This window comes from Boseongicola aestuarii, assembly GCF_900184815.1.
GTDB lineage: Bacteria > Pseudomonadota > Alphaproteobacteria > Rhodobacterales > Rhodobacteraceae > Boseongicola > Boseongicola aestuarii.
This window is the reverse complement of record NZ_FXXQ01000001.1, coordinates 227,692-249,017: the sequence shown is the minus strand read 5'-3', so window position 1 is coordinate 249,017 and position 21,326 is coordinate 227,692. Positions and strand designations below refer to the sequence as shown.

Here is a 21,326-nt window from a genome sequence, read left to right as displayed (position 1 = left end):
TGAGTATTCGGTCCAGGTATTTTTCAGGTCGCATAAGCCACGAATTAGGCGACGAAAGGTTTGCAGCCGGTTAATGAACCCCGGCTGCGATACATTTCAATGCATAGGATTTTATCGAAAAACGACCTAAGCGATTTGCAGGAAGTTCCTCATGAAAGTCAGCGCAACGCTCAGACCATCTGGCGCGATCCCATGTCCGGTGCCCTGCATTACATGGCCATAGACGTCGAATTCGGCCTCCTGCAACGCATTGGCCGCGGCCTGCATCTCGCCAAAGGGCACCACGTCATCGGCGTCGCCGTGAATCAACAAGACCGGCGGGCGGCTTAGTGTTTCGTGCGCCAGAGCATCCGCCATCATAAGACGCCCCGAAAACCCTACGATGCCGGCAACCGGATCCGCGCGCCTTGGGGCGACGTGAAGGCTCATCATCGTGCCCTGGCTGAATCCGAACAGGATCAGACGGTCCGGGCCAAGACCTTCATCTGCCAGCACTTTATCAATGAACGCATCAAGCCGGCGGGCGGCCTGCAACAAACCTTCGCCTGCCGCAGCTTCGCTGGATCCGTCGATCCAGGGGATCGGAAACCACTGAAATCCCATTGGGTTCGCCATCGAGCGATCCGGCGCGTTGGGCGCAATGAAGACCGTGTCCGGCATATGTGGGGCCAGTGGTTCGGCCAGCCCCAAAAGGTCATTGCCGTCGGCGCCATAGCCGTGGAGAAACATCACCACCGAACTGTCATCGCCAGAGGTCGAGCCGCGCCGTTTGAAATCGAGATCTTCGCTCATCTTATGCCTTCACGTTCCTTTTCAACGTGGTAGTAGGCCCAAAGCAGGCGGGCTGCAACGCCACGCCAGGGTGACCAGTCCTGCGACATGCCTCGCAGCTCTTTTTCGGTGGGGCGCGCGTCCAGATCGAACAGACTGCGCGCGGCTTCCTGAAGCGCCAGATCACCGGGGGCAAAGACGTCCGCGCGTCCAAGCGAGAACATCGCATAAATCTCGGCCGTCCAGCGCCCGATACCAGGCACCACGATCAGGGTTTCGATAACCTTTTCGGTGGGTTGATCGCGCAACGCGCCAAACCGGATCCCTGCCGCCGCCAGTTCGCGCGCGTAGCGGATTTTCTGCCGCGACATGCCGCAGGCGCGCAGCTCGTCGTTGCTGGCGCGCATGATCTTGCGCGGCCCGGTCAGCCTGGCGTCCGCGAGACGGGACCAGATCGCCCTAGCCGACGCGACCGAGACCTGCTGGCTGACGATGGCCCCCAAGAGAGCGGCGAACCCGTCCTTGCGCAGCCGCAGCGGCAAGGGCCCGGTGCGCTTCAGGGCCTGCGCGAAACGCGCGTCCTGCGTCGCAAGCCATGCCGCGCCTTCGTCGACACAGGCGCGCGAGGTGATGACACGTCCGATTTCAGGTGTGCTCATCGCCGCCTCCTGACCCATTGGAGCAGTTCTGCCACGGTGGAGATCTTGACCATTTCGACGGGCGGCGGGCGGCGCAGCACCGCAACCGGAAGCCCCAAGGCGCGCGCGGCCTCGAGCTTGGGCCAGCCACCGTGCCCGCCGGAATTGCGCGTGACGATCCAGTCGACTTTCAATTCGTCGAAGTGGTCGATCTCGTCGTTCACGGTGACCGGGCCGCGTGTAACGACGAACTGGCCGTTTTGAAACGGGATCGTGCTTTGTGGCGTGTCGCGCACCCGACACAGGATGCGGCGTTGATCGAGGTTTGCAAACCGGTCCAGATCACGGCGCCCGGTCGCAAGAAAGACGGTCGCGTTCTCAGGAATGTGCGCGGCGGCTTCCTCGGGTACGTTCAGGAACGTCCAGTTGTCGTTCTTGGTCGGCAACCACGCCGGGCGCATGAAGCGTACCGCAGAGATACCAAGCTCGGGCGCGATCTTCGCGGTGCGCTGGCTCATCTCGGTGGCGAAGGGATGGGTGGCGTCGATCACCGCGTCTATCCCTTCGCGGATCAGCCAGTGGCGGTAGGCCTCGGAGCCGCCCCAACCCCCGATGCGGACCGGCCAGCCGAACTGATGGGGGACGCGCTCGGGGCGGGCAAGCGAAACGGTCATCACGATGTAAGGCTCGCGACTGAGCGCGGAGGCGATATTGCGCGCCTCGGCCGTTCCCGCCAGTAACAGTACACGTGTCTTGCGTTGGCGCGACACGTTTTCCACATAGGGCAAGGACGTTTTGGCAGCAAACGCGTGGAATTCGCCGGTCATGTGCAGGCTCAATTCGAGATAACAACGCAAAAGATAGTCCGGTGTTTTCGTTTTTCCACTTTAATTTGACGCGCGCCGCCGGAGTTCGAAATGGAAAGTGATGATTGCTCTCTTGTGGGGCCGCGACGGGCCGCGTAATCCGAACCCATGACGAGTATGACAGATGATAGACGCGCCCGGCGCAATGTGACGGTGCTCGTTGCGGCACAGGCCATTCTGGGCGCGCAACTTCCGATGATCTTCATTATCGGTGGTCTGGCCGGCACCACGCTGGCGCCGAATATCTGTCTGGCGACGCTGCCTATCTCGATGATCGTGCTGGGGTCGATGCTGACGGCAACGCCCATATCGACTTTCATGCAGCGCTATGGTCGCACAGCCGGGTTTTTCGTCGGCGCCTTCGGCGGCGCACTTGGCGCGGTGATCGGTGCCATCGGTCTGTTTTACGCGAACTTCTGGCTGTTTCTGGGCGGGTCCATCCTGACGGGCGTCTATATGTCGGCGCAGGGCTTTTACCGCTTTGCGGCCACGGATGTGGCGTCTGACGCCTACCGCCCCAAGGCGATCAGCTATGTGATGGCGGGCGGGTTGTTTTCGGCCGTTATCGGCCCGCAACTGGTGAAATTCACCTCCGATGCCATGGTGGTGCCGTTCCTTGGAACCTACATCGCGATCATCGTGCTGAACCTTATCGGCGCGGTGCTTTTCTTGTTTCTGGACGTGCCGGCGCCCGTCAGACAGGCGGCGGACGAAGTTTTGGGGCGCACCAGACGGCAGTTGCTCCGCGATCCGCGCATCGCGGTATCGATCACCTGCGCAATGGTGGCCTATGCCTTGATGAACCTGGTGATGACCTCGACGCCGCTGGCGGTTGTCGGCTGCGGCTTCACGACCAACGACGCTGCTGATATTGTTTCGGGGCATGTGCTGGCGATGTTTGCGCCGTCGTTTTTCACCGGACATCTGGTTGCGCGCTTCGGTGCGGAAAGAATCGTCGCGGTCGGGTTGCTGATCCTGACTGGCGCCGGAGCGGTGGCCTTGTCGGGCACGGAGTTGTCGAATTTCTATGTGGCGCTGATCCTGCTTGGACTTGGGTGGAATTTCGGGTTCATCGGAGCGACGACCATGTTGTCCCATGCGCATTCGGTCGCCGAGCGAGGTCGGGTGCAGGGAATGAACGACATGATCGTCATGGGCTGTGTGACGCTGGCCTCGTTGTCGTCGGGCGGATTGACGAATTGCCTTGGCGGAGATGCAGTGGAAGGCTGGCGCGCCGTCAATATCGCCATGGCGCCGTTTCTGGTGCTGGCGGGTGGATCGTTGATCTGGCTGGTCATGCGCCCCAAGCCCAGATCGGCGCCGGCGGAGTGACCTTTGGTTTGCGCAGACTACGTCTGCGCGGTGCCTCCGGCGGGGATATTTTCAAACAGAAGAAGAAGCGGTCAGAGTGCCCAGCGGGCCAGGCGGGCACGTTTTCTGAATTCTGAGAGGCCTATTGCCCCGGCGGCCACACGAGAGGGGTTGCGGGCGATTTGGTGGAGCAGAGCTTGGGTTTCCCATGCCTCGATAAGGGCGCCGCGGGCAGGTTTTGGAACGGCGGCCTTGAGATGCTGCATGTTCGGAAGGTTTTCGAGCGCGGTTGTGGCGAGGGCCGCGATTTTTTCGGGGCGACCATCGACCAGGGGGATGCGCCCGCGTTTTTCCAGCGCCGGGACAGCTTTGAGGAACCGCACGAGTGCTGTGGCCTTGCCCAGAGCGAATATCCGGTCGGTTGTATTGATCCCAGCACCCAACACATGTGCGCATGTCCACATGAGCAGGCCGCCGGTCATTTTCAAATAGTGATCAAAGTGGTCCGTGTCGTCGAAAGCGTCGCGGTAGATATCCCAGCGCCTTGCCTGAACAAGCCGATCGAGAGTCTCGGCAAGTGGCGCGTGTAGCACGTCGGCGAGTGGGGTGGTTACCTCATGTTTGCGTACCTTTTTGCCTTTCGCGATTTCCTCCAGCGCGTCGCGCCACCATTGCAGTCGCATTTCGGCGATCATCGGTTCTTCGGTGACCCAGGGGGCACGGGCTACCTCGACGTTGAAGGCGTAGAGCGGGAACAGGACACGGCGCGCGTCGACGGGTGCAACCATTGCGGCAGCGAAACGGTCCGGATCGCCGCGCTGGACGATGTCAGCGCAGGCTTGCAGGGTCATGACCGCACCGCGACGCGCAGTGGCGTTTCCTTCTGGTCGGGAGCGGCGCTCATTTCACGGTCGCATCGTCGCGCAGAAGCTTCCAGTTGATCGCATCGACCAAGGCCTCAAACGCGGCATCGACAATGTTTGCAGACACGCCCACTGTCGCCCATGCGCGCCCCTGATTGTCCGCGAAATCGATGATCACGCGAGTCACGGCTTCGGTGCCGCCCTGGGTGATCCGCACGCGGAAGTCAGTCAGGCGCATGTCCTCGATCTTGCTCTGGTGCGGGCCGAGATCGCTTTTCAGCGCTTGCCACAGCGCGTTCACCGGGCCGTCGTCCTGAATGTCCTGAGCGTGTTCGTTCTTGAAGAAACTCGTGCGCGAACCGTCCCGGGTCGACACCGTGACCACGGCCTCGGATTCCACCACGATTTCACCGCGTGCATTGCGGCGGCGCTCGGAGATGACGCGATAACGTTCGACTTCGAAATAGTCGGGCGCGACGTCCAGTTCGCGGCGCGCCAGAAGCTCGAAGCTGGCCTGCGCGCTGTCATAGGCATAGCCATCGGTTTCGCGCTGCTTCACCGCATCCAGAATGCGCGAGAGCGCCGGGTCGCCCTTTTCCGCCTCGATCCCCATATCGGACAAACGCTGCATGAGGTTCGACTGTCCGGCCTGATTTGACATCGGCACGATGCGCGTGTTGCCCACGGCTTCGGGGGCGATGTGTTCGTAAGTGGTGGGGTCTTTCACGATGGCACTGGCGTGCAGGCCCGCCTTGTGAGCAAAAGCCGACGCGCCCACATAGGGGGCCGCGCGTTGTGGCACGCGGTTCAGGATATCGTCCAGCATCCTGGACGTGCGCGTGAGCGTCTTCAGCGCCGTTTCAGGCACGCCGGTTTCGAATGTGCTGGCGTAAGGTTCCTTCAACAACAGCGTCGGGACCAGAGTCACTAGGTTTGCGTTGCCGCAGCGTTCGCCAAGACCGTTCAGAGTGCCCTGGATCTGGCGCGCGCCTGCATCCACGGCTGCCAGTGTGCCTGCCACGGCGTTTCCGGTGTCGTCATGCGTGTGGATCCCCAGATGATCCCCGGGGATGCCGCTTTCGATCACGCGGGCTGTGATTGCGCCGATTTCAGAAGGCAGCGTGCCGCCGTTGGTGTCGCAAAGCACGACCCAGCGCGCCCCCGCCTTGTAGGCGGCCTGCAGGCACGCAAGCGCATACGTGGGGTTGGCCTTGTAGCCGTCGAAGAAGTGCTCGGCGTCAAACAGGGCCTCGCGACCTTCGGCGACGAGATGGGCGATACTCTCGGAGATATTGGTAAGGTTTTCTTCAAGAGTGATCCCGAGGGCTGTGTCGACGTGGAAGTCGTGGGTCTTGCCGACGATACAGACCGCTGGCGTGTTGGCGTTCAGGACTCCGGCAAGGACTTCGTCGTTCGCCGCAGACCGTCCCGCACGCTTGGTCATGCCAAAGGCAGTGAAGGTGGCGCGCGTCTGTGGACGCGTTTCGAAGAACGCGCTGTCGGTCGGGTTCGCACCGGGCCAGCCGCCTTCGATGTAGTCCACACCAAGGGCATCAAGCGCTTTTGCGATCTGGGTTTTTTCATCCGCCGAGAACTGGACGCCCTGGGTTTGCTGCCCGTCGCGCAGCGTGGTGTCGAAAAGGGAGAGACGGATCCGGGTCATTTCAGAGCCTCCAGTTTGGTGGGATCGAAGCCTTCGGCTGGCAAAAGGTCAACGCCGGACTTGGACATGCGCACTTCGACGCCTGCGGCCGCAAGGGCCGCCTTCAGGCGGTCGACTTCGGAGAAGTCCTTGGTTTTCATCGCGGCGGTGCGCGTGTTTTCCAACAGGCGCGCAAGATCGGCCAAGTCGTCATGCCCTTCGATCGCCCAGGCAGGGACGGTGTCGCCCATCAGGCCCAGAAACTGTAACCCGGATTTCAAACCTGCACCGTCCTCATCGGACGCTGCGCGGTGGAGTACCGCCAGTGCGCCGTGCGTATTCAGATCGTCGCCAAGAGCAGAAATGATGTCTTCCGACACCGTGCCGCCGTCCTTGACCATCCGATACCACTTGCGAAGCGTGGCTTCGCCCTCCTCCCGCTTCTTTTCCGTCCAGTCCATCGGCTTGCGGTAATGCGTCGACAGGAACACGAAGCGGATCACCTCGCCCGGAACACCCCGGTCCAGCAGATCACGTACCGTGAAGAAGTTGCCCAGAGACTTGGACATCTTTTTGCCCTCGACCTGCAACATCTCGTTGTGCAGCCAGACGCGGGCAAAGCCATGCCCCATGCAGCGCGATTGCGCGATCTCGTTTTCGTGGTGCGGGAATTGAAGGTCGTTGCCGCCGCCGTGGATGTCGAAAGTCTCGCCCAACAGCTCATACGACATGGCCGAGCATTCGATGTGCCAGCCGGGCCGACCCCTGCCCCATGGGCTGTCCCAGCCCGGTGTCTCGGCATTGGACGGCTTCCACAGGACGAAATCCATCGGGTCTTCCTTGTAGGGCGCGACTTCGACCCGTGCGCCCGCGATCATGTCATCCACCGACCGGCCCGACAGCGCGCCATAGTTCTTGTAGGACCGTACACGAAACAGGACATGGCCCTCGGTCTCATAAGCATGGCCGCGTGCGATCAGCCCTTCGATCATCGCCACCATCTGCGCGATCCATTCGGTTGCGCGCGGCATATGGGTGGGTTCCAGCGTGCCAAGTGCTGCCATATCGTCAAGATACCACTGGCTGGTCTCGTCTGTGATCTGGCGGATCGACCGGCCACTCTCGGCGGCGCGGGCGTTTATCTTGTCGTCCACATCCGTGAAATTGCGCACATAAGTAACGTGGTCGGCACCGTAGACGTGGCGCAAGAGCCGGAACAGCATGTCAAACACCACGACGGGACGCGCATTGCCCAGATGCGCCCGGTCATAGACCGTGGGGCCACAGACATACATCCGCACATTGTCCGGATCGATCGGCTGAAACGGCTCTTTTTGGCGGTTGGCTGTGTTGTAGAGCGTGATCTTGGTCATGGGCAGAAGTCCTTCGGGGCGTGGAGCGATCCCGCGCGGGCTTTACCAAGGTCAAGATGAAGAGAAAAGAGGACCGGGCCGCGCGACGAATGTCAGGCGATAATAATACAGCCGTTTATGATGCGGGTCCGGGTCATGCTGCCTTCTTAGGGGGCAAGGGGTCGCTTTGCAAAGGTTTTTCACGTGCGAGGAGTCTTCAGGGGCTCTGCCCCTCGGCCCTGTGGGCCTCACCCCGTGGTATTTTCGAAAGGGTGAAGCGGGATGCATCACTGAAATTGAAGACCGCGATGACAAGCTTTTATTTGACATTCTTGGTGACCGAAGGCCCTTTGCCCGGCATGGAAGTTTCGAAGCGAATAGCAGGCCTGACGGGCGGCGGATCTGATGGATGGGATATCTTGCGCAAATCGCGTGAGATGATCGCCGCTGGCGTGGATGTGGTTGAATTGACCATTGGGGAGCACGACCGGCGCACCGAGCCTGAAATTCTGGACGAAATGGCACGGTCGGCGCGCTTGGGTCACACAGGGTATGCGGCGCTGCCCGGTACGGACACCCTGCGCGACGCGATTGCGGCCCGCGTGAGCGAGCGCACGGGTGTCGCGACGGCGCGCGAGAACGTCGTGGTCACCCCCGGCGCACAATCGGCCTTGTTTGCCGCGCATGTGGCCGCCTGTGATCCCGGTGACGTAGCTCTGTTCATCGACCCCTATTATGCTACCTACCCCGGTACGATTCGTGGCGTTGGCGCGGTGGCGCGCGCGGTCAGCGCTCGCGCCGAAGCCGGGTTCCAGCCCGATGCACGCGACCTCGACGCCGCGGCCAAGGGCGCGCGCTCTCTTCTGATCAACTCGCCCAACAATCCGACGGGCGTCGTCTACACACGCGAAACGATGGACGGCATCGCGGATGTTGCCAAAGCGCACGACCTCTGGATCATTTCGGACGAGGTCTATGACACGCAGCTTTGGACGGGCGCGCATGTATCACCTCGCCAGTTGCCGGGGATGGCCGAGCGCTGCCTCGTGGCGGGATCCCTGTCCAAGAGCCATGCGATGACCGGCAGTCGTCTTGGCTGGATTGTCGGTCCCGCCGAGGCGATGGAGCACGTCGAGAACCTTTCGACGCATACCACATACGGTGTTCCTGGCTTTATCCAGGACGCCGGCCTGTTCGCCTTGCAGCAGGGTCCGGCCTTCGAGGAGCGCATCGGGGCCCCGTTTCGTCGCAGACATGCGGCGGTTCTCGCCTATTTGACCGAGCGCGGCTTGCCCGTCGTGCCCTCGTCGGCGTCGATGTATCTGATGGTCGATGTCCGCCGCACGGGTCTGAGCGGAGAGGCCTTTGCGGAGCGTCTTCTGGGCGAACACCATATCGCCGTCATGCCGGGCGAAAGTTTTGGCCACGCTGCGGCGGGGCACTTGCGTGTCGCGCTTACGGTTGAGGACAGCCGCCTGATGGACGCGATCCGGACGCTTGCCAATGTCGTCGAAAGCCTCAGTGCGGACGCGGCCTGACCGAAGGGCTGGACAGCGCAGGGTTTCAGTTGCATGACCACGCCCATGGGCGAGCCGCATAAACCGAAAATCAACCACAGTCTTTATGAAGATGCGCAGGCGTTTCTGCTGGGCACGGCGCTTTGCGCGCTGGGCCTTCAGTTCGTCACGCACCTTGGCCTGATTACCGGCCAGACCGCGGGTCTGGCGGTTCTCTTGTCTTACGTGTCCGGCTATGGCCTCGGGCTTGTGTTTTTCGCGGTGAACCTGCCCTTCTGGGCGCTGGCTTGGTTTCGTATGGGACCCCGGTTCACCTTCAAGAGCATCATTGCCGTTGCCATCCTGTCGGTCATGACCGAACTTTTGCCGCAGGCGGTCGTCATTTCGCATCTGTCCGCACCGGTCGGTGCCGCGCTTGCAGGTGCCTTGATCGGCATGGGGCTGATCGTGCTGTTTCGACATGGCGCATCGCTTGGCGGTGTCGGCGTGCTGGCGCTGTTCTTGCAGGAGCGTCTGAAGATACAAGCGGGCTGGACGCAACTGACGTTTGACGCATTGCTCTTTGTCGCAGCGTTTTTTGTCCTGCAATGGGAAATGGTGATCTGGTCCCTTCTCGGCGCGGTGATCGTTAATCTGATTGTCGCTGTCAATCACCGCGGCGACCGCTATATCGCACGGTAACCACGATTGACGCTGGCCTTTGCTGCAATGCCGCGATAAGGCCGCCCGAAGTCACTTCCGAGAGAGATCATGGACCTTAGAAATATCGCAATCATCGCGCACGTCGACCACGGCAAAACCACGCTTGTCGACGAACTGCTGAAGCAATCCGGTGCCTTCCGCAAAGGTCAGGATGTCGCCGAGCGCGCGATGGACAGCAATGATCTGGAACGCGAGCGCGGGATCACCATTCTGGCCAAGGCGACTTCGGTCGAATGGAAGGGCACGCGCATCAATATCGTCGACACCCCCGGTCACGCCGATTTTGGCGGCGAAGTCGAGCGAATCCTGTCGATGGTGGACGGCGTTGTGCTGCTGGTGGACGCCGCCGAAGGTCCGATGCCGCAGACTAAATTCGTGACCTCCAAGGCGCTTGCGCTGGGCCTGCGTCCGATTGTCGTGCTGAACAAGGTCGATAAGCCCGACGCCGAACCGGACCGCGCGCTGGACGAAGTATTCGATCTGTTCGCGGCGTTGGACGCCAACGAGGATCAGTTGGACTTTCCGCATCTTTATGCCTCGGGTCGCTCGGGCTGGGCTGACGCCTCGATCAATGGACCACGCACCGATCTGTCGGCCTTGTTCGATCTTGTCGTGCGCCATGTGCCACGGCCCCGCCAGCAGGCGGCGAAAGACAAGGACTTCAGCATGTTGGCAACGACGCTGAGCGCCGACCCCTATCTGGGCCGCCTTTTGACGGGACGGATCGAAAGCGGCACGCTGAAAACCGGTGCGACGGTTCAGGCGATGAGCCGCATGGGGCAGAAAATCGAGCAGTTTCGTGTCTCGAAGATCCTCGCCTTCCGCGGTCTTGCCCAGCAGCCCATCGACGTGGCTTCGGCCGGAGACATCGTGTCGATCGCCGGAATGACCAAAGCAACCGTGGCCGACACCATTGCAGCCCTTGCGGTGGAAAAGGCCCTCCCCGCGCAACCGATTGATCCACCGACGATTTCGGTGACGTTCGGTATCAATGACAGCCCGCTTGCGGGGCGTGACGGCAAAAAGGTCCAGTCGCGTGTCATCCGTGACCGGTTGATGAAGGAGGCCGAAACCAACGTCGCGATCAAGGTCACAGACACTCCGGGCGGCGAAGCCTTTGAAGTGGCCGGACGGGGCGAATTGCAGATGGGTGTTCTGATCGAGAACATGCGTCGCGAGGGTTTTGAGCTGTCAATCTCGCGCCCGCAGGTTCTGATGCGCGACATCGACGGTGTGCAGCACGAACCGATCGAAGAAGTGACGATCGATGTGGATGATGACTATACCGGCGCAGTGATCGAAAAGCTGACCGGTCCGCGGCGCGGCGATTTGTCGGAAATGAAGCCGGCGGGTGCCGGAAAGACGCGCATCATTGCGCAAATCCCGTCGCGGGGACTGATCGGCTATCACGGCGAATTCATGACTGACACGCGCGGCACGGGCGTTCTGAACCGGGTCTTTCACGGCTGGGCGCCGTACAAGGGAGCCATTCCGGGTCGACGCGCAGGCGTGCTGATCTCTATGGAAGATGGCGTTTCGGTGGCTTATGCGCTGTTCAATCTAGAAGATCGCGGACAGATGTTCATCGGTGCACAGGAACAATTATACCAGGGCATGATCATCGGCGAGCACAGCCGCGAGAATGATTTGGAAGTGAACCCTTTGAAGGGCAAGAAACTGACCAACGTGCGCGCTTCGGGAACGGATGAAGCGGTGCGCCTGACCACGCCGATTACCATGTCTCTGGAGCAGGCGATTGCCTATATCGACGACGACGAATTGGTCGAGGTCACGCCGAACGCCATTCGTCTGCGCAAGCGTCATCTTGATCCGCATGAGCGCAAGCGCGCCGCACGCGGTGTGACCGCCTAAGGGTTGCGCCGGGCTGTCGCCCGTCGCGGAGGGCCGCCGCTGACGCGGCGGCTGCGCCTCCGGCGGGGATATTTGTGCCAAAAAGAAAGTACGGCGACGATTTAGGGTCTGGTGGCTTTCGGAGCTTTACGGCTTTGGGAGATCGCGGTATTCCGGCGAACGCCTGACATCACCGAGGTCAACTTATGTCCAGCCTGAACGATATCCGCTCAACCTTTTTGAATTCGTTTGAGAAAAACGGGCATAAGGTCGTTGACAGTTCGCCGCTTGTGCCGCGCAACGATCCGACGCTGATGTTCGTGAATTCCGGCATGGTGCAGTTCAAGAACCTGTTCACCGGGGTCGAGCATCGCGATTATACGCGTGCCACCACGTCCCAACGGTGTGTGCGCGCCGGTGGCAAGCACAACGATCTCGACAATGTCGGCTATACGGCGCGTCATCACACGTTCTTTGAAATGCTCGGCAATTTCTCATTCGGCGATTATTTCAAGGAAGAGGCCATTCCTTATGCGTGGGACTTGCTCACGAAGGATTTCGGCATCGACAAATCCAAGTTGTTGGTTACCGTTTACCACAACGATGATGAAGCGGCGTCGATCTGGAAGAAATATGCGGGCCTGTCCGATGACCGCATCATTCGCATCGCCACAGACGACAACTTCTGGATGATGGGGCCAACCGGCCCGTGTGGACCGTCCTCCGAGATTTTCTACGACCATGGGGATCACATCTGGGGCGGGCCTCCGGGCAGCGCGGATGAGGATGGTGACCGGTTCATCGAGATATGGAATCTCGTCTTTATGCAGTTCGAGCAGTTCGAAGATGGCTCGCGCAAGGAATTGGCGGCGCAATCGATCGATACCGGGATGGGACTGGAACGCGTCGGTGCGTTGTTGCAGGGCAAGCACGACAATTACGACACCGATCTCATGCGCTCATTGATCGAGGCGACGGCCAACGCCATTTCGACCGACCCCGACGGTCCAGGCAAAGTGCATCACCGCGTGATTGCCGACCACTTGCGGTCGACGTCGTTCCTGATTGCGGATGGTGTCATGCCGTCGAACGAAGGCCGCGGCTATGTTCTGCGTCGCATCATGCGCCGCGCCATGCGCCATGCCCATTTGCTGGGTGCGTCCGACCCGGTGATGCATCGCCTTGTGAGCGCGCTGGTGCGTGAAATGGGTCAGGCCTATCCCGAACTTGGACGCGCCCAGTCGATGATCGAGGAAACGCTGAAGCTTGAGGAGACCCGCTTTCTGGAAACACTTGACCGGGGTTTGCGGCTTTTGGATGAAGAGTTGGCGACCCTGCCCGAAGGCGCCGAGTTGCCTGGGGCGTCTGCGTTCAAACTCTATGACACTTACGGCTTTCCGCTGGATCTGACGCAGGACGCTTTGCGGGAGAAAGGCATCTCGGTCGACACGGATGGGTTTGATGCCGCGATGGCCGAACAAAAGGCCAAGGCGCGAGCCGCCTGGTCCGGCTCGGGCGAAACAAAGGACGCAACGATCTGGTTCGACCTGGCCGACAAGCACGGCGCGACGGAATTCCTCGGTTACGACACGGAACTGGCCGAAGGTGTGGTTCTGGCAATTGTTGACGGCACCGAGGCGGTCAAAGAACTCGCGCCCGGCGCAAGCGGCTGGGTCGTGGTCAACCAGACACCGTTTTATGGCGAAAGCGGCGGACAGGTCGGCGATCAGGGATATTTGCGCAACCTTGAACAGCACGATGACGGCGGGGCGATAACAGATACGCAGCGCTTCGCTGGCGGTGCGATTTTCGGTCATTATTTCAAGGCTGAAAACGGCGCTCTTCATGTTGGAGACGCGGTGCAGCTTGAAGTGAACCACGCCCGCCGCAGCGCCATCCGGGCCAACCACTCGGGCACCCATCTGCTGCACGAAGCGTTGCGTCAGGCGCTTGGCGACCACGTAGCTCAACGTGGCTCGCTGAACGCGCCCGACCGTTTGCGGTTCGACTTTAGTCACAACAAGGCCCTGAGCCTCGGCGAACTGAAGCAGGTCGAAGCCGACGTGAACGCCTTTATCCGACAAAACGCCCCGGTGGAAACCCGCATCATGACCCCCGACGAGGCGCGCGGAATCGGCGCGCAGGCCCTGTTCGGCGAGAAATACGGCGATGAAGTGCGGGTCGTCTCAATGGGTCAAGCCGACACGGGCAAAGGCGCTGACGGCAACACCTATTCGATCGAGCTTTGTGGAGGAACACACGTCCGGCGCACGGGCGACATCGGTGTTTTCGTCACCTTGGGCGACAGCGCCTCTGCGGCCGGTGTGCGGCGCATCGAGGCGCTGACAGGCGAAGCGGCGTTTCGCTATCTCAGCGACCAGGATCATCGCCTTGCAGAAGTAGCAAGCACGTTGAAAGCGCAGCCTGCGGACGTCATCGAGCGCGTGAAAGCGCTTCAGGACGAACGCAAGGCCCTTGCAGCCGAAGTGGCCGATCTGCGCAGGCAGGTTGCCATGGGTGGCAACGCATCCTCGCCTGAGGCAGACGCCGTCAACGGTATCAAAGTGATTGCGCAGGTCCTGCAAGGTGTTTCCGGCAAGGACCTGCCCAGCCTGATCGATGACCACAAGTCACGTCTTGGCTCCGGCGTGGTCGTCTTGATTGCGGATACGGGCGGGAAAGCGGCAGTTGCAGCCGGGGTTACGTCTGACCTTGTGGGCAGAGTTTCGGCCATTGATCTGGTTCGCGTCGCGGTCGCCCAGCTTGGCGGCAAGGGCGGAGGCGGGCGCCCGGATATGGCGCAAGGCGGTGGTGCATCGGCCGAAAACGCCGATGCCGCGCTGAATGCCGCGAAAAAACTGTTGGAGGGATAAATGGGTGCACTCTGGATCGCGCACGTCGACGTGACGGACGCAGAAAAATACGCGGAATATGTCGAAATCGCTTCGATCGTCATCCCTGAACACGGCGGGACATTCATTGCGCGCGGAGGCAAGTTCGTCCAATTCGAAGGACGCGAACGTGCGCGCAACGTGGTCGCACGTTTTCCAAGCGTCGAAGCGGCTGAAGCGGCCTACAACGACCCCAGATATCAGGACGCCGTGAAGATCGCCAAAATGGCATCCGAACGGGAACTTATGGTGATAGAGACGACCGATTGATTGGCGGTGACCTCGGCGCCATGATGGCGCGACACGCACGACCCGGTCGCGTGGACGCCATCTTCATTCGCCCTGCCCGGCGCGGCCCGATCCAGGCACTGACGTCAGTACGCATAGCTTCGGATGGCTTGAACGGCGACCACGCACGTGCGGGAAAACGCGCCGTTACCCTTATCCAATCCGAACATCTACCAGTCATATCTGCTTTGCTTGCAAACCAAGAAATAGACCCCGGCATGCTGCGTCGGAATATCGTTGTCTCGGGCATCAATTTGCTGGCGCTGCGAGCAATTCGGATCCAGATCGACGACTGCATTCTTCATATCCATGGCCCCTGCCCGCCGTGCTCAAGAATGGAGGAATCCTTTGGGCCCGGAGGATATTCGGCCGTCAGAGGTCACGGTGGCGTTTACGCGGAAGTGCTGGTGCCCGGTCAGATTTCAATCGGCTCGACGATTGCAAGGTGCATGACAGAGTGATTTGTGCCTCCGGCGGGGATATTTTTACCAAAAAGAAAGACATATGAGCGCAATGTGAGGGCGCGGTACAGGCTGGGAAGCCGATGGCCGTCCAAGAAGAAGGTTCATCCCTTCAGGCCGGCGTCTCATGTCTTGGGGTGTCGGCTTCTTTTTGGCGAAAATATCCCTGCCAGAGGCACCCTTCCGACGTTCCAGGCGCAACTTGGAATCGCAAAGGGCTGCCAGAGTTCCCGCAGCCCTTCTTTGAGATGATTATCGGTCAGGCTTCGATCAGGCCGTCGTCATCGTCTGCGACATCATCCTTTTGACCGACCTTAACGGTCTTAGGTTCATCGAAATCAAGGCCGTGCGACGCGCGGATTTGGTCTTCGATGGCCCAGGCGATATCGGGGTTCTCCTTGAGAAAGACCTTCGCGTTTTCGCGTCCCTGGCCGATCCGCTCGTCTCCATAGCTGAACCACGAGCCCGACTTCTCGACCACACCGGCCTTGACGCCCAGATCCAGCAGCTCACCGGTTTTGGAAATGCCTTCGCCGTACATGATGTCGAATTCGACCTGCTTGAACGGCGGCGCCACCTTATTCTTTACGACCTTTACACGGGTCGCATTGCCGACGACCTCGTCGCGGTCCTTGATCGCTCCGATGCGGCGGATATCGAGACGCACGGATGAGTAGAACTTCAGAGCATTGCCGCCCGTGGTGGTTTCGGGCGAGCCGAACATGACACCAATTTTCATCCGAATCTGGTTGATGAAGATAACCATGCAATTCGAGCGCGAGATCGACCCTGTCAATTTGCGCATGGCCTGGCTCATCAGACGCGCGTGCACGCCGACCGAGCTATCGCCCATGTCGCCCTCAAGTTCGGACTTGGGTGTCAGTGCCGCAACCGAGTCGATCACCACCATGCTGACAGCGCCCGAACGCACCAGAGTGTCCACGATTTCAAGCGCTTGCTCGCCCGTGTCGGGTTGCGAAATCAGAAGTTCATCAAGGTTGACGCCGAGCTTTTTCGCGTATTGTGGATCCAGCGCGTGTTCGGCATCCACAAAAGCGCAGACGCCGCCTTTTTTCTGTTCTTCGGCGACGGTGTGCAGCGTCAATGTCGTTTTGCCCGACGATTCCGGGCCATAGATTTCAACAATCCGGCCTTTCGGCAATCCGCCGATCCCCAGCGCGATATCCAGGCCAAGTGACCCGGTTGACGTCGATTCGATTTCCGGCAGCACGTTCTCGCCGCCAAGTTTCATGATCGAGCCCTTGCCAAACTGCCGTTCGATCTGTGCCAGAGCCGATTCCAGCGCCTTGGCCTTGTCGCTTGCTTTTTTGTCCGTCATTTTAAGAAGTTCTGCCGCTGCCATTTGTCCTGTATCCTTATTTCACAGCCGCGCACGCGCGGCAACGATGCTCATGTTCTCTTCTTGTTCTTATCGATCTGTATGGGACCAAAAAGAGAACATTTCAACTACTTTATTCAAACTGTATCGAAGCTGGGAGTTAAGGAGGCGTTACCGGCAGAGGGTGTTTTGAGGATTCAATGCAGTTGCTCGTGGACAATGTTGGTTAACTGATTGAGCGAAAACGGTTTTGGGAGGAAAACCGAGTTTGGCACGCGCATCTGGTTCTCGGCCAGGCTCTCTTCGGCATATCCCGAAACAAACACAACACGCGTATCAGGCCTGGTTTCGAGTGCCTGTTTTACCCATGTCGGGCCGTCCATCCCCGGCATGATGACGTCCGTGACGAAAATATCGACCGTCAGGTCGGGATTCGACAGGGTCTCCAGCGCGATCTCGGCGCTTTCCGCCTCAAGCACCGTATATCCCCGCATGCGCAGCGCGCGTGATGCAAACGCGCGCACGGGTGCCTCGTCTTCCACCAAAAGGATCACACCGCCGCTTTGGATTGAAGCCGCCCTTTCGCCTTTCGGTTTGACTTGAACTTCGGGATCGCTTGGACGGAGGTGGGCCGGGAAGAACAGGGAGAACTTCGTCTCCTTCCCGAGGGTGCTTTCGGCGAAAATGAAGCCGCCCGTCTGCTTCACGATGCCGTAGGCCGTCGACAGTCCAAGCCCGGTGCCTTCGCCGGTTTTCTTGGTCGTGAAGAAGGGCTCGAAAATCTTGGGGAGTTTGTCCGCCGGAATTCCTGTACCATTGTCTCGGACGGTGATCACCACATAGTCGCCGGGCGGCAAGTCGGCGCGTTCCCGCAGCAAGGGCTCGGCCAGTCTGCGCGGCTCGACATCGATCCTGATGATACCGCCGTTCGGCATCGCGTCGCGGGCGTTAACTACCAAATTCATGATCACCTGTTCGAACTGGCGTCGATCGGCGCGAATGACCTTGTCCGTGTGGGCGATGTTCAGTTCAAGCGTGATTTATTCCCCGACAAGGCGGTTCAGAAGATGCGTCAGATCCGACATCGTATCGCGCAAATCCAATGGCTGAGGCTTGAGATTTTGCTTGCGCGAAAATGCAAGAAGCTGCCCGACCAGACTGGCGGCGCGGTTCGCGTTTTGGGCAATCTGCATCAGATCCATGAATTCGGGATCACCCTCATTGTGGCGTAAAAGCAGCAAGTCACAATGTCCGCTTATGGCCGTCAGAAGATTGTTGAAATCATGCGCGACACCTCCTGCAAGTTGCCCAATCGCCTGCATTTTCTGGCTTTGGACAAACTGCGCCTCAAGGGACTTCAACTCGGTTGCATCGTTCAGAACGCCGATCAGTTGCACGTCGTCGCCGACCTCGCGGCGCCCCAGTGCGATTTGCAGGAAAAGTTCTTGTCCGGGCCGCACAGCGCGCACGAATTCGGTCTTCATCAGTCCTCGCCCATTGGCCGCGTCGGTTAGCCATTCCGCGATCGGACGCCCCATCCCTTCGACCAGATCATACAATGGCGGCAGGTCATCGGCGCCGAGGGTCAGCAGCTTTCGCGCCGATAAATTCGCCGACGGAATGGCCCCATCCGTCGCGATGTTGAGAATCGGAACCGGCAACCCTTCGAATACATCCGGCGTCAGCGTCGGAAGATGCGAATGGCCCTTGTCGACACTGGTGTATCCTTTGGGGCCTTGATCCTGCGCAGGTTTTTCAGCACCCCTGCCGACGTCTTTCTTATCGGTAACGGGGATCGCTTCGATGCGCCAGACGCCCTCGGTAGGTCCCATATTACGCGCCCGAAGCCGCAACTGGGTCTGCGCGGTTCGGATGTCTTCTTGTGCGTGTCCATGATGTTCGGTCTGGTGCAGGATGCGGCCAGTGACGCTGTCCGGATCCGCAAGAAGAGCGCCCAGTGCATCTGACACCGTGCGCGGGGGAGTCGGGCCAAGGTGGAGGGCTTCCAGCGCCGCGGCATTGGCAAAGGTTATCCGCCCCGAAATATCTCCCAGCAAAACCGGTGCCGGGTCGGAACGCGCCTCACCAAGCAGATTGCGTCCGCGCTTTCGACCCGTCAAACCATCGCGAATAGCCAGAACCCAAAGGATCACCGCCGCTGCGATCAGACCCGCACCGGCCCCAAGTGCGCCGATCATCGCAGCGCCCGGTGGTCCCGCCAGCGCCAGCATCAGCGTCAAAGCCGACAAGACGATCAGAGGAAAAGGCCGAACGGCCTGAACCGACAGAAATGGCGCGTCTGCGTCTGGTGTCGTTGTCTCTGCCACACTGCTTCTCGCTCGCGAATCCGTTGCGCCGAGAATGGTTAGAATTGGTTAACCAATTCTGAACGCCGATCGGAATTCCTTAAGAAAAGGGAGTTCAGCCGCGCTTCAAGACATTGAGGTAAAATCCGTCGCCACCGTCCAACGGTGTCAGGCACATCCGGTCAACACTGTGCCAGTCCGGATGCGCCAAGAGAAATCTTTCGACAATCTTATCGTTTTCGGTGTCCAGAAGCGAACAGGTCGCATACGCCAGACACCCGTCCGGACGCACGAGGCCTTGCGCGGTGCTCAGGATGCCGAACTGCACATCATTGAGGGACTTCAGCCGCTCGGCGCTTAGATCCCATTTCGACGAGGGCTGGCGTCGCCAGGCACCACTTCCCGAACAGGGCGCGTCACACAAGACAAGATCAAACTGCCCCGCAACCCGCGAAACCACCTCAATTGCAACCCCTGCCCGCCCGGCCCGCTCGGGCAGATGCGACATCCGCTCGGGTGCGCCGTCATGGGCCACCAGTCCCTTTGGCGCGTAAGCGGCCATCGCCAGCGATTTTCCCCCGCCTCCGGCACAGAAATCCAGAACCTCGGCGCCCTTCACATGGTCCGAAAGCCGGTCAACGACGGCCTGCGACGCGCCGTCCTGCAGTTCGAACCACCCCGCTTCAAAGCAAGGCAACGATACCAGTCCTCTCGGAGACCCCGCGACTTCCACACCGGTCGGCGTCATGGCCAGGGCATGCGCATCATGCCCGTGCCGGTGAAGCTCGGCCAACAGAGCGTCGCGATCCGTCACGCGGGTATTGACCCTCAGATGAACCGGCGCGCGTTGGCGCAACAGAGTCAGCACGCTTTCGGTCTGCTGTCCCAGACTTCGCTGAAGGTCCGGCCAAAGCCAATCCGGCACATCCAGTCGCACCGGATCCGTCGCATCCTGCAAAGCCGCGCCTGCCAAGGCCTCGTCGTCGCTCAAAACTTCCGGCCCATGCGCAACCCCGTCAAACAGGATGCGCGGGTCCGTCCCCGCATCCCGGAGCGCGCCCAGCATCAAGGACCGTCCATTGTCTCCACCGCCAAGCCATCCGAATGAGCGTTTGCACCGCAACACGCCAAACACATTATCGCGCACCGCCGCCCGGTCTTTTGAGCCCGCAAACCGGCTGCGACGTCCCCAGCCCGTCAGGGCCTTCTCGACGGGTGTGCCCGACAGGATGTCGTCAAGAATTACTATCGCCGCCTGAACGCGCGCTGCCGGGGTCATGACGCTTGCCTTTTCATAGGGTTACCGCGCCACGGGTGTGTCAAATGACAGGCTCGGGTGCAAGCGTCAGGGACGCGGTTCGGGTGTCAGGCTGCTGGCGGCGACGGGTGCAAGCACGCCAGGCAGGCGTCCGGCAGTCGCGCGGGGCACAACCTGCGTTTCCAGCATCGCTTGCGTGACCGCCAGCGGCGTGACAGCGCCGCGCGCGAACAGCGTCAGGTCGGCGTCCAACGTCCCCGACACCTGTGGCATGACGAAAACCTCTGTCGACGGAGTAGCGGCAATGGATGGAATTGCGCGCGAAAACGTGGGTGGACGCGGATCGCGCAAAGCCAACGGCCCGCCGGGCGCCACCGCACTTAGCGGAACGAACTCGCCCGATTGGGTCGGGGTCGGAAATTCGACCATTGCAGCGGTAATCCCGAATGCCGGCTGCAATCCAAAGACTGGATCGGCAGGCGCTTGCGGCCCGCGCACCATCGGCGGCAACAAATGAAAGAACGGCATCGCGACAAGCGCGACCAGTCCGATACCCAAGAGAAACGGCATCCCTTCCGATCGGGCTTTCGGCTTGGCAATCGCAACGTCCGACTGAACCGCAGCTTCGGTGTCTGACGTGTCGTCCTCTGCGATGGCATCCAGCCAGGGCCGCGATGGCGGTTCCGGGCGCGAGCGGGGCAGCGGGTCCACCAGCGCCACAAGCGGCACGTATTCCGGCTCGTCCAGGTCTGCGGTCTCAGGCTCGGGCGCGCCGAACGCCGGGTCGTTGAACAGCGTATCAACCGGCGGTGCAGCCTTTTCTGCGCTTGGTGCGCGTGGCGCGCTTGGCTCTGAAGCGACAGGCTTGTCGGCACCTCTTTCCAGCGGAGTCGCCTCGGCTTCGGGCGACCAGTTGCGCATCGACTCTTGGCACTCGGACGTCGGCGCTGTTTCAGGGCGTTTGTCCTTCAACACCTTTTGCAAGGCGTTCATACGGTCATGAAAATCAAGCCCCTCGTGATCCAGCGCACGTTGATGTTTTTCAGCCTCCAGCGCGGTATCCGCCTCGTCTTCCCAGGGTTTCCGAGGAGCGCGTTTGGGCTTGTCGTCCAGACCTTTGAGCTTCAAGGCCTCGGCGCGACGCGCGCGCGCTTCTTCGAGACGCGCCTGCCAGCGCGCATCATTATTCAAATTGACTACTTCGCTATGACCGGTATCCGGTTCCGCCGCCCGTTTCGCCATGACCCCTCGCAACACTCGCACAAAAACA

Annotated in this window: 16 protein-coding genes and 1 pseudogene; 7 read left to right on the top strand and 10 right to left on the bottom strand. The window is 60.5% G+C overall.

Annotation, left to right across the window (positions count from 1 at the left end):
- Window positions 1-126 precede the first annotated feature (126 nt).
- From BOA8489_RS01225 to cobK, 3 genes are read right to left on the bottom strand one after another with little or no spacing between them, the layout of a single operon-like run.
- Window positions 127-792 (bottom strand): alpha/beta hydrolase, encoded by a 666-nt coding sequence (locus tag BOA8489_RS01225; protein WP_093972152.1) that lies wholly within the window; start codon window positions 790-792, stop codon window positions 127-129.
- Window positions 789-1,430 (bottom strand): DNA-3-methyladenine glycosylase family protein, encoded by a 642-nt coding sequence (locus BOA8489_RS01220; protein ID WP_093972476.1) that lies wholly within the window; start codon window positions 1,428-1,430, stop codon window positions 789-791. Before BOA8489_RS01220 ends, BOA8489_RS01225 begins: the two co-directional genes overlap by 4 nt.
- Window positions 1,427-2,236, bottom strand: a complete 810-nt coding sequence (gene cobK, locus BOA8489_RS01215; RefSeq protein WP_141138206.1) for a precorrin-6A reductase — start codon at window positions 2,234-2,236, stop codon at window positions 1,427-1,429. Before cobK ends, BOA8489_RS01220 begins: the two co-directional genes overlap by 4 nt.
- 156 nt (window positions 2,237-2,392) lie before the next feature.
- Between cobK and BOA8489_RS01210 the strand changes: the two genes are divergently transcribed.
- Entirely contained in the window at window positions 2,393-3,607 is a 1,215-nt protein-coding gene (locus BOA8489_RS01210) for an MFS transporter (RefSeq protein ID WP_093972150.1), read from the top strand.
- A gap of 71 nt (window positions 3,608-3,678) precedes the next feature.
- Here BOA8489_RS01210 and BOA8489_RS01205 read toward each other — a convergent pair whose 3' ends face one another.
- From BOA8489_RS01205 to cysS, 3 genes are read right to left on the bottom strand one after another with little or no spacing between them, the layout of a single operon-like run.
- A complete protein-coding gene (locus BOA8489_RS01205; RefSeq protein ID WP_093972149.1) occupies window positions 3,679-4,437 on the bottom strand; it encodes a squalene/phytoene synthase family protein in 759 nt (252 codons plus the stop codon).
- A 49-nt stretch (window positions 4,438-4,486) separates the two neighbouring features.
- The gene (gene cimA, locus BOA8489_RS01200) at window positions 4,487-6,112 is read right to left on the bottom strand and encodes a citramalate synthase (protein WP_093972148.1); all 1,626 of its coding nucleotides are present in this window, start codon (window positions 6,110-6,112) and stop codon (window positions 4,487-4,489) included.
- Entirely contained in the window at window positions 6,109-7,464 is a 1,356-nt protein-coding gene (gene cysS, locus BOA8489_RS01195) for a cysteine--tRNA ligase (RefSeq protein WP_093972147.1), read from the bottom strand. The genes cimA and cysS overlap by 4 nt, the downstream gene beginning before the upstream one ends.
- Before the next feature lie 338 nt (window positions 7,465-7,802).
- Between cysS and BOA8489_RS01190 the strand changes: the two genes are divergently transcribed.
- The 6 genes from BOA8489_RS01190 (at window position 7,803) to BOA8489_RS01165 (ending at window position 15,153) form a co-directional block, all read left to right on the top strand.
- On the top strand, window positions 7,803-8,981 hold the full coding sequence (locus tag BOA8489_RS01190) for a pyridoxal phosphate-dependent aminotransferase (RefSeq protein ID WP_093972475.1): 1,179 nt from the start codon (window positions 7,803-7,805) through the stop codon (window positions 8,979-8,981).
- A gap of 33 nt (window positions 8,982-9,014) precedes the next feature.
- Window positions 9,015-9,641 carry a YitT family protein gene (locus tag BOA8489_RS01185; RefSeq protein WP_245813618.1) on the top strand — a complete coding sequence of 209 codons (627 nt, stop codon included), beginning with the start codon at window positions 9,015-9,017 and terminating at the stop codon, window positions 9,639-9,641.
- Between the two features lie 69 nt (window positions 9,642-9,710).
- Window positions 9,711-11,534, top strand: coding sequence for a translational GTPase TypA (gene typA, locus BOA8489_RS01180; protein WP_093972146.1), 1,824 nt, complete (start codon window positions 9,711-9,713; stop codon window positions 11,532-11,534).
- Window positions 11,535-11,719: 185 nt separating this feature from the next.
- Complete coding sequence (alaS, locus tag BOA8489_RS01175; protein ID WP_093972145.1) at window positions 11,720-14,386, top strand: alanine--tRNA ligase; 2,667 nt, start codon at window positions 11,720-11,722, stop codon at window positions 14,384-14,386.
- Complete coding sequence (locus tag BOA8489_RS01170) at window positions 14,387-14,674, top strand: DUF1330 domain-containing protein (RefSeq protein ID WP_093972144.1); 288 nt, start codon at window positions 14,387-14,389, stop codon at window positions 14,672-14,674.
- A complete protein-coding gene (locus tag BOA8489_RS01165) occupies window positions 14,671-15,153 on the top strand; it encodes an MOSC domain-containing protein (protein ID WP_306345736.1) in 483 nt (160 codons plus the stop codon). Before BOA8489_RS01170 ends, BOA8489_RS01165 begins: the two co-directional genes overlap by 4 nt.
- A 259-nt stretch (window positions 15,154-15,412) precedes the next feature.
- Here the strand turns inward: BOA8489_RS01165 and recA are convergent, their stop codons facing one another.
- The 4 genes and pseudogenes from recA to BOA8489_RS01145 all read right to left on the bottom strand — a co-directional run bounded on the left by recA (window position 15,413) and on the right by BOA8489_RS01145 (window position 21,298).
- A complete protein-coding gene (gene recA / locus BOA8489_RS01160) occupies window positions 15,413-16,516 on the bottom strand; it encodes a recombinase RecA (protein WP_093972143.1) in 1,104 nt (367 codons plus the stop codon).
- 173 nt (window positions 16,517-16,689) lie between these two features.
- Window positions 16,690-18,162, bottom strand: a pseudogene (locus BOA8489_RS01155) (ATP-binding protein); the annotation flags it as partial.
- 751 nt (window positions 18,163-18,913) lie between these two features.
- Complete coding sequence (locus BOA8489_RS01150; protein ID WP_093972142.1) at window positions 18,914-20,077, bottom strand: RsmB/NOP family class I SAM-dependent RNA methyltransferase; 1,164 nt, start codon at window positions 20,075-20,077, stop codon at window positions 18,914-18,916.
- Window positions 20,078-20,143: 66 nt separating this feature from the next.
- Entirely contained in the window at window positions 20,144-21,298 is a 1,155-nt protein-coding gene (locus tag BOA8489_RS01145) for a hypothetical protein (RefSeq protein WP_093972141.1), read from the bottom strand.
- Window positions 21,299-21,326 lie beyond the last annotated feature (28 nt).

What these genes read in the sequence shown, in the direction of transcription:
- BOA8489_RS01225 (WP_093972152.1), bottom strand. Translation starts at nt 792, where the DNA reads ATGAGCGAAGATCTCGATTTCAAACGGCGCGGCTCGACCTCTGGCGAT.
- BOA8489_RS01220 (WP_093972476.1), bottom strand. Translation starts at nt 1,430, where the DNA reads ATGAGCACACCTGAAATCGGACGTGTCATCACCTCGCGCGCCTGTGTC.
- cobK (WP_141138206.1), bottom strand. Translation starts at nt 2,236, where the DNA reads ATGACCGGCGAATTCCACGCGTTTGCTGCCAAAACGTCCTTGCCCTAT.
- BOA8489_RS01210 (WP_093972150.1), top strand. Translation starts at nt 2,393, where the DNA reads ATGACAGATGATAGACGCGCCCGGCGCAATGTGACGGTGCTCGTTGCG.
- BOA8489_RS01205 (WP_093972149.1), bottom strand. Translation starts at nt 4,437, where the DNA reads ATGACCCTGCAAGCCTGCGCTGACATCGTCCAGCGCGGCGATCCGGAC.
- cimA (WP_093972148.1), bottom strand. Translation starts at nt 6,112, where the DNA reads ATGACCCGGATCCGTCTCTCCCTTTTCGACACCACGCTGCGCGACGGG.
- cysS (WP_093972147.1), bottom strand. Translation starts at nt 7,464, where the DNA reads ATGACCAAGATCACGCTCTACAACACAGCCAACCGCCAAAAAGAGCCG.
- BOA8489_RS01190 (WP_093972475.1), top strand. Translation starts at nt 7,803, where the DNA reads ATGGAAGTTTCGAAGCGAATAGCAGGCCTGACGGGCGGCGGATCTGAT.
- BOA8489_RS01185 (WP_245813618.1), top strand. Translation starts at nt 9,015, where the DNA reads ATGACCACGCCCATGGGCGAGCCGCATAAACCGAAAATCAACCACAGT.
- typA (WP_093972146.1), top strand. Translation starts at nt 9,711, where the DNA reads ATGGACCTTAGAAATATCGCAATCATCGCGCACGTCGACCACGGCAAA.
- alaS (WP_093972145.1), top strand. Translation starts at nt 11,720, where the DNA reads ATGTCCAGCCTGAACGATATCCGCTCAACCTTTTTGAATTCGTTTGAG.
- BOA8489_RS01170 (WP_093972144.1), top strand. Translation starts at nt 14,387, where the DNA reads ATGGGTGCACTCTGGATCGCGCACGTCGACGTGACGGACGCAGAAAAA.
- recA (WP_093972143.1), bottom strand. Translation starts at nt 16,516, where the DNA reads ATGGCAGCGGCAGAACTTCTTAAAATGACGGACAAAAAAGCAAGCGAC.
- BOA8489_RS01150 (WP_093972142.1), bottom strand. Translation starts at nt 20,077, where the DNA reads ATGACCCCGGCAGCGCGCGTTCAGGCGGCGATAGTAATTCTTGACGAC.
- BOA8489_RS01145 (WP_093972141.1), bottom strand. Translation starts at nt 21,298, where the DNA reads ATGGCGAAACGGGCGGCGGAACCGGATACCGGTCATAGCGAAGTAGTC.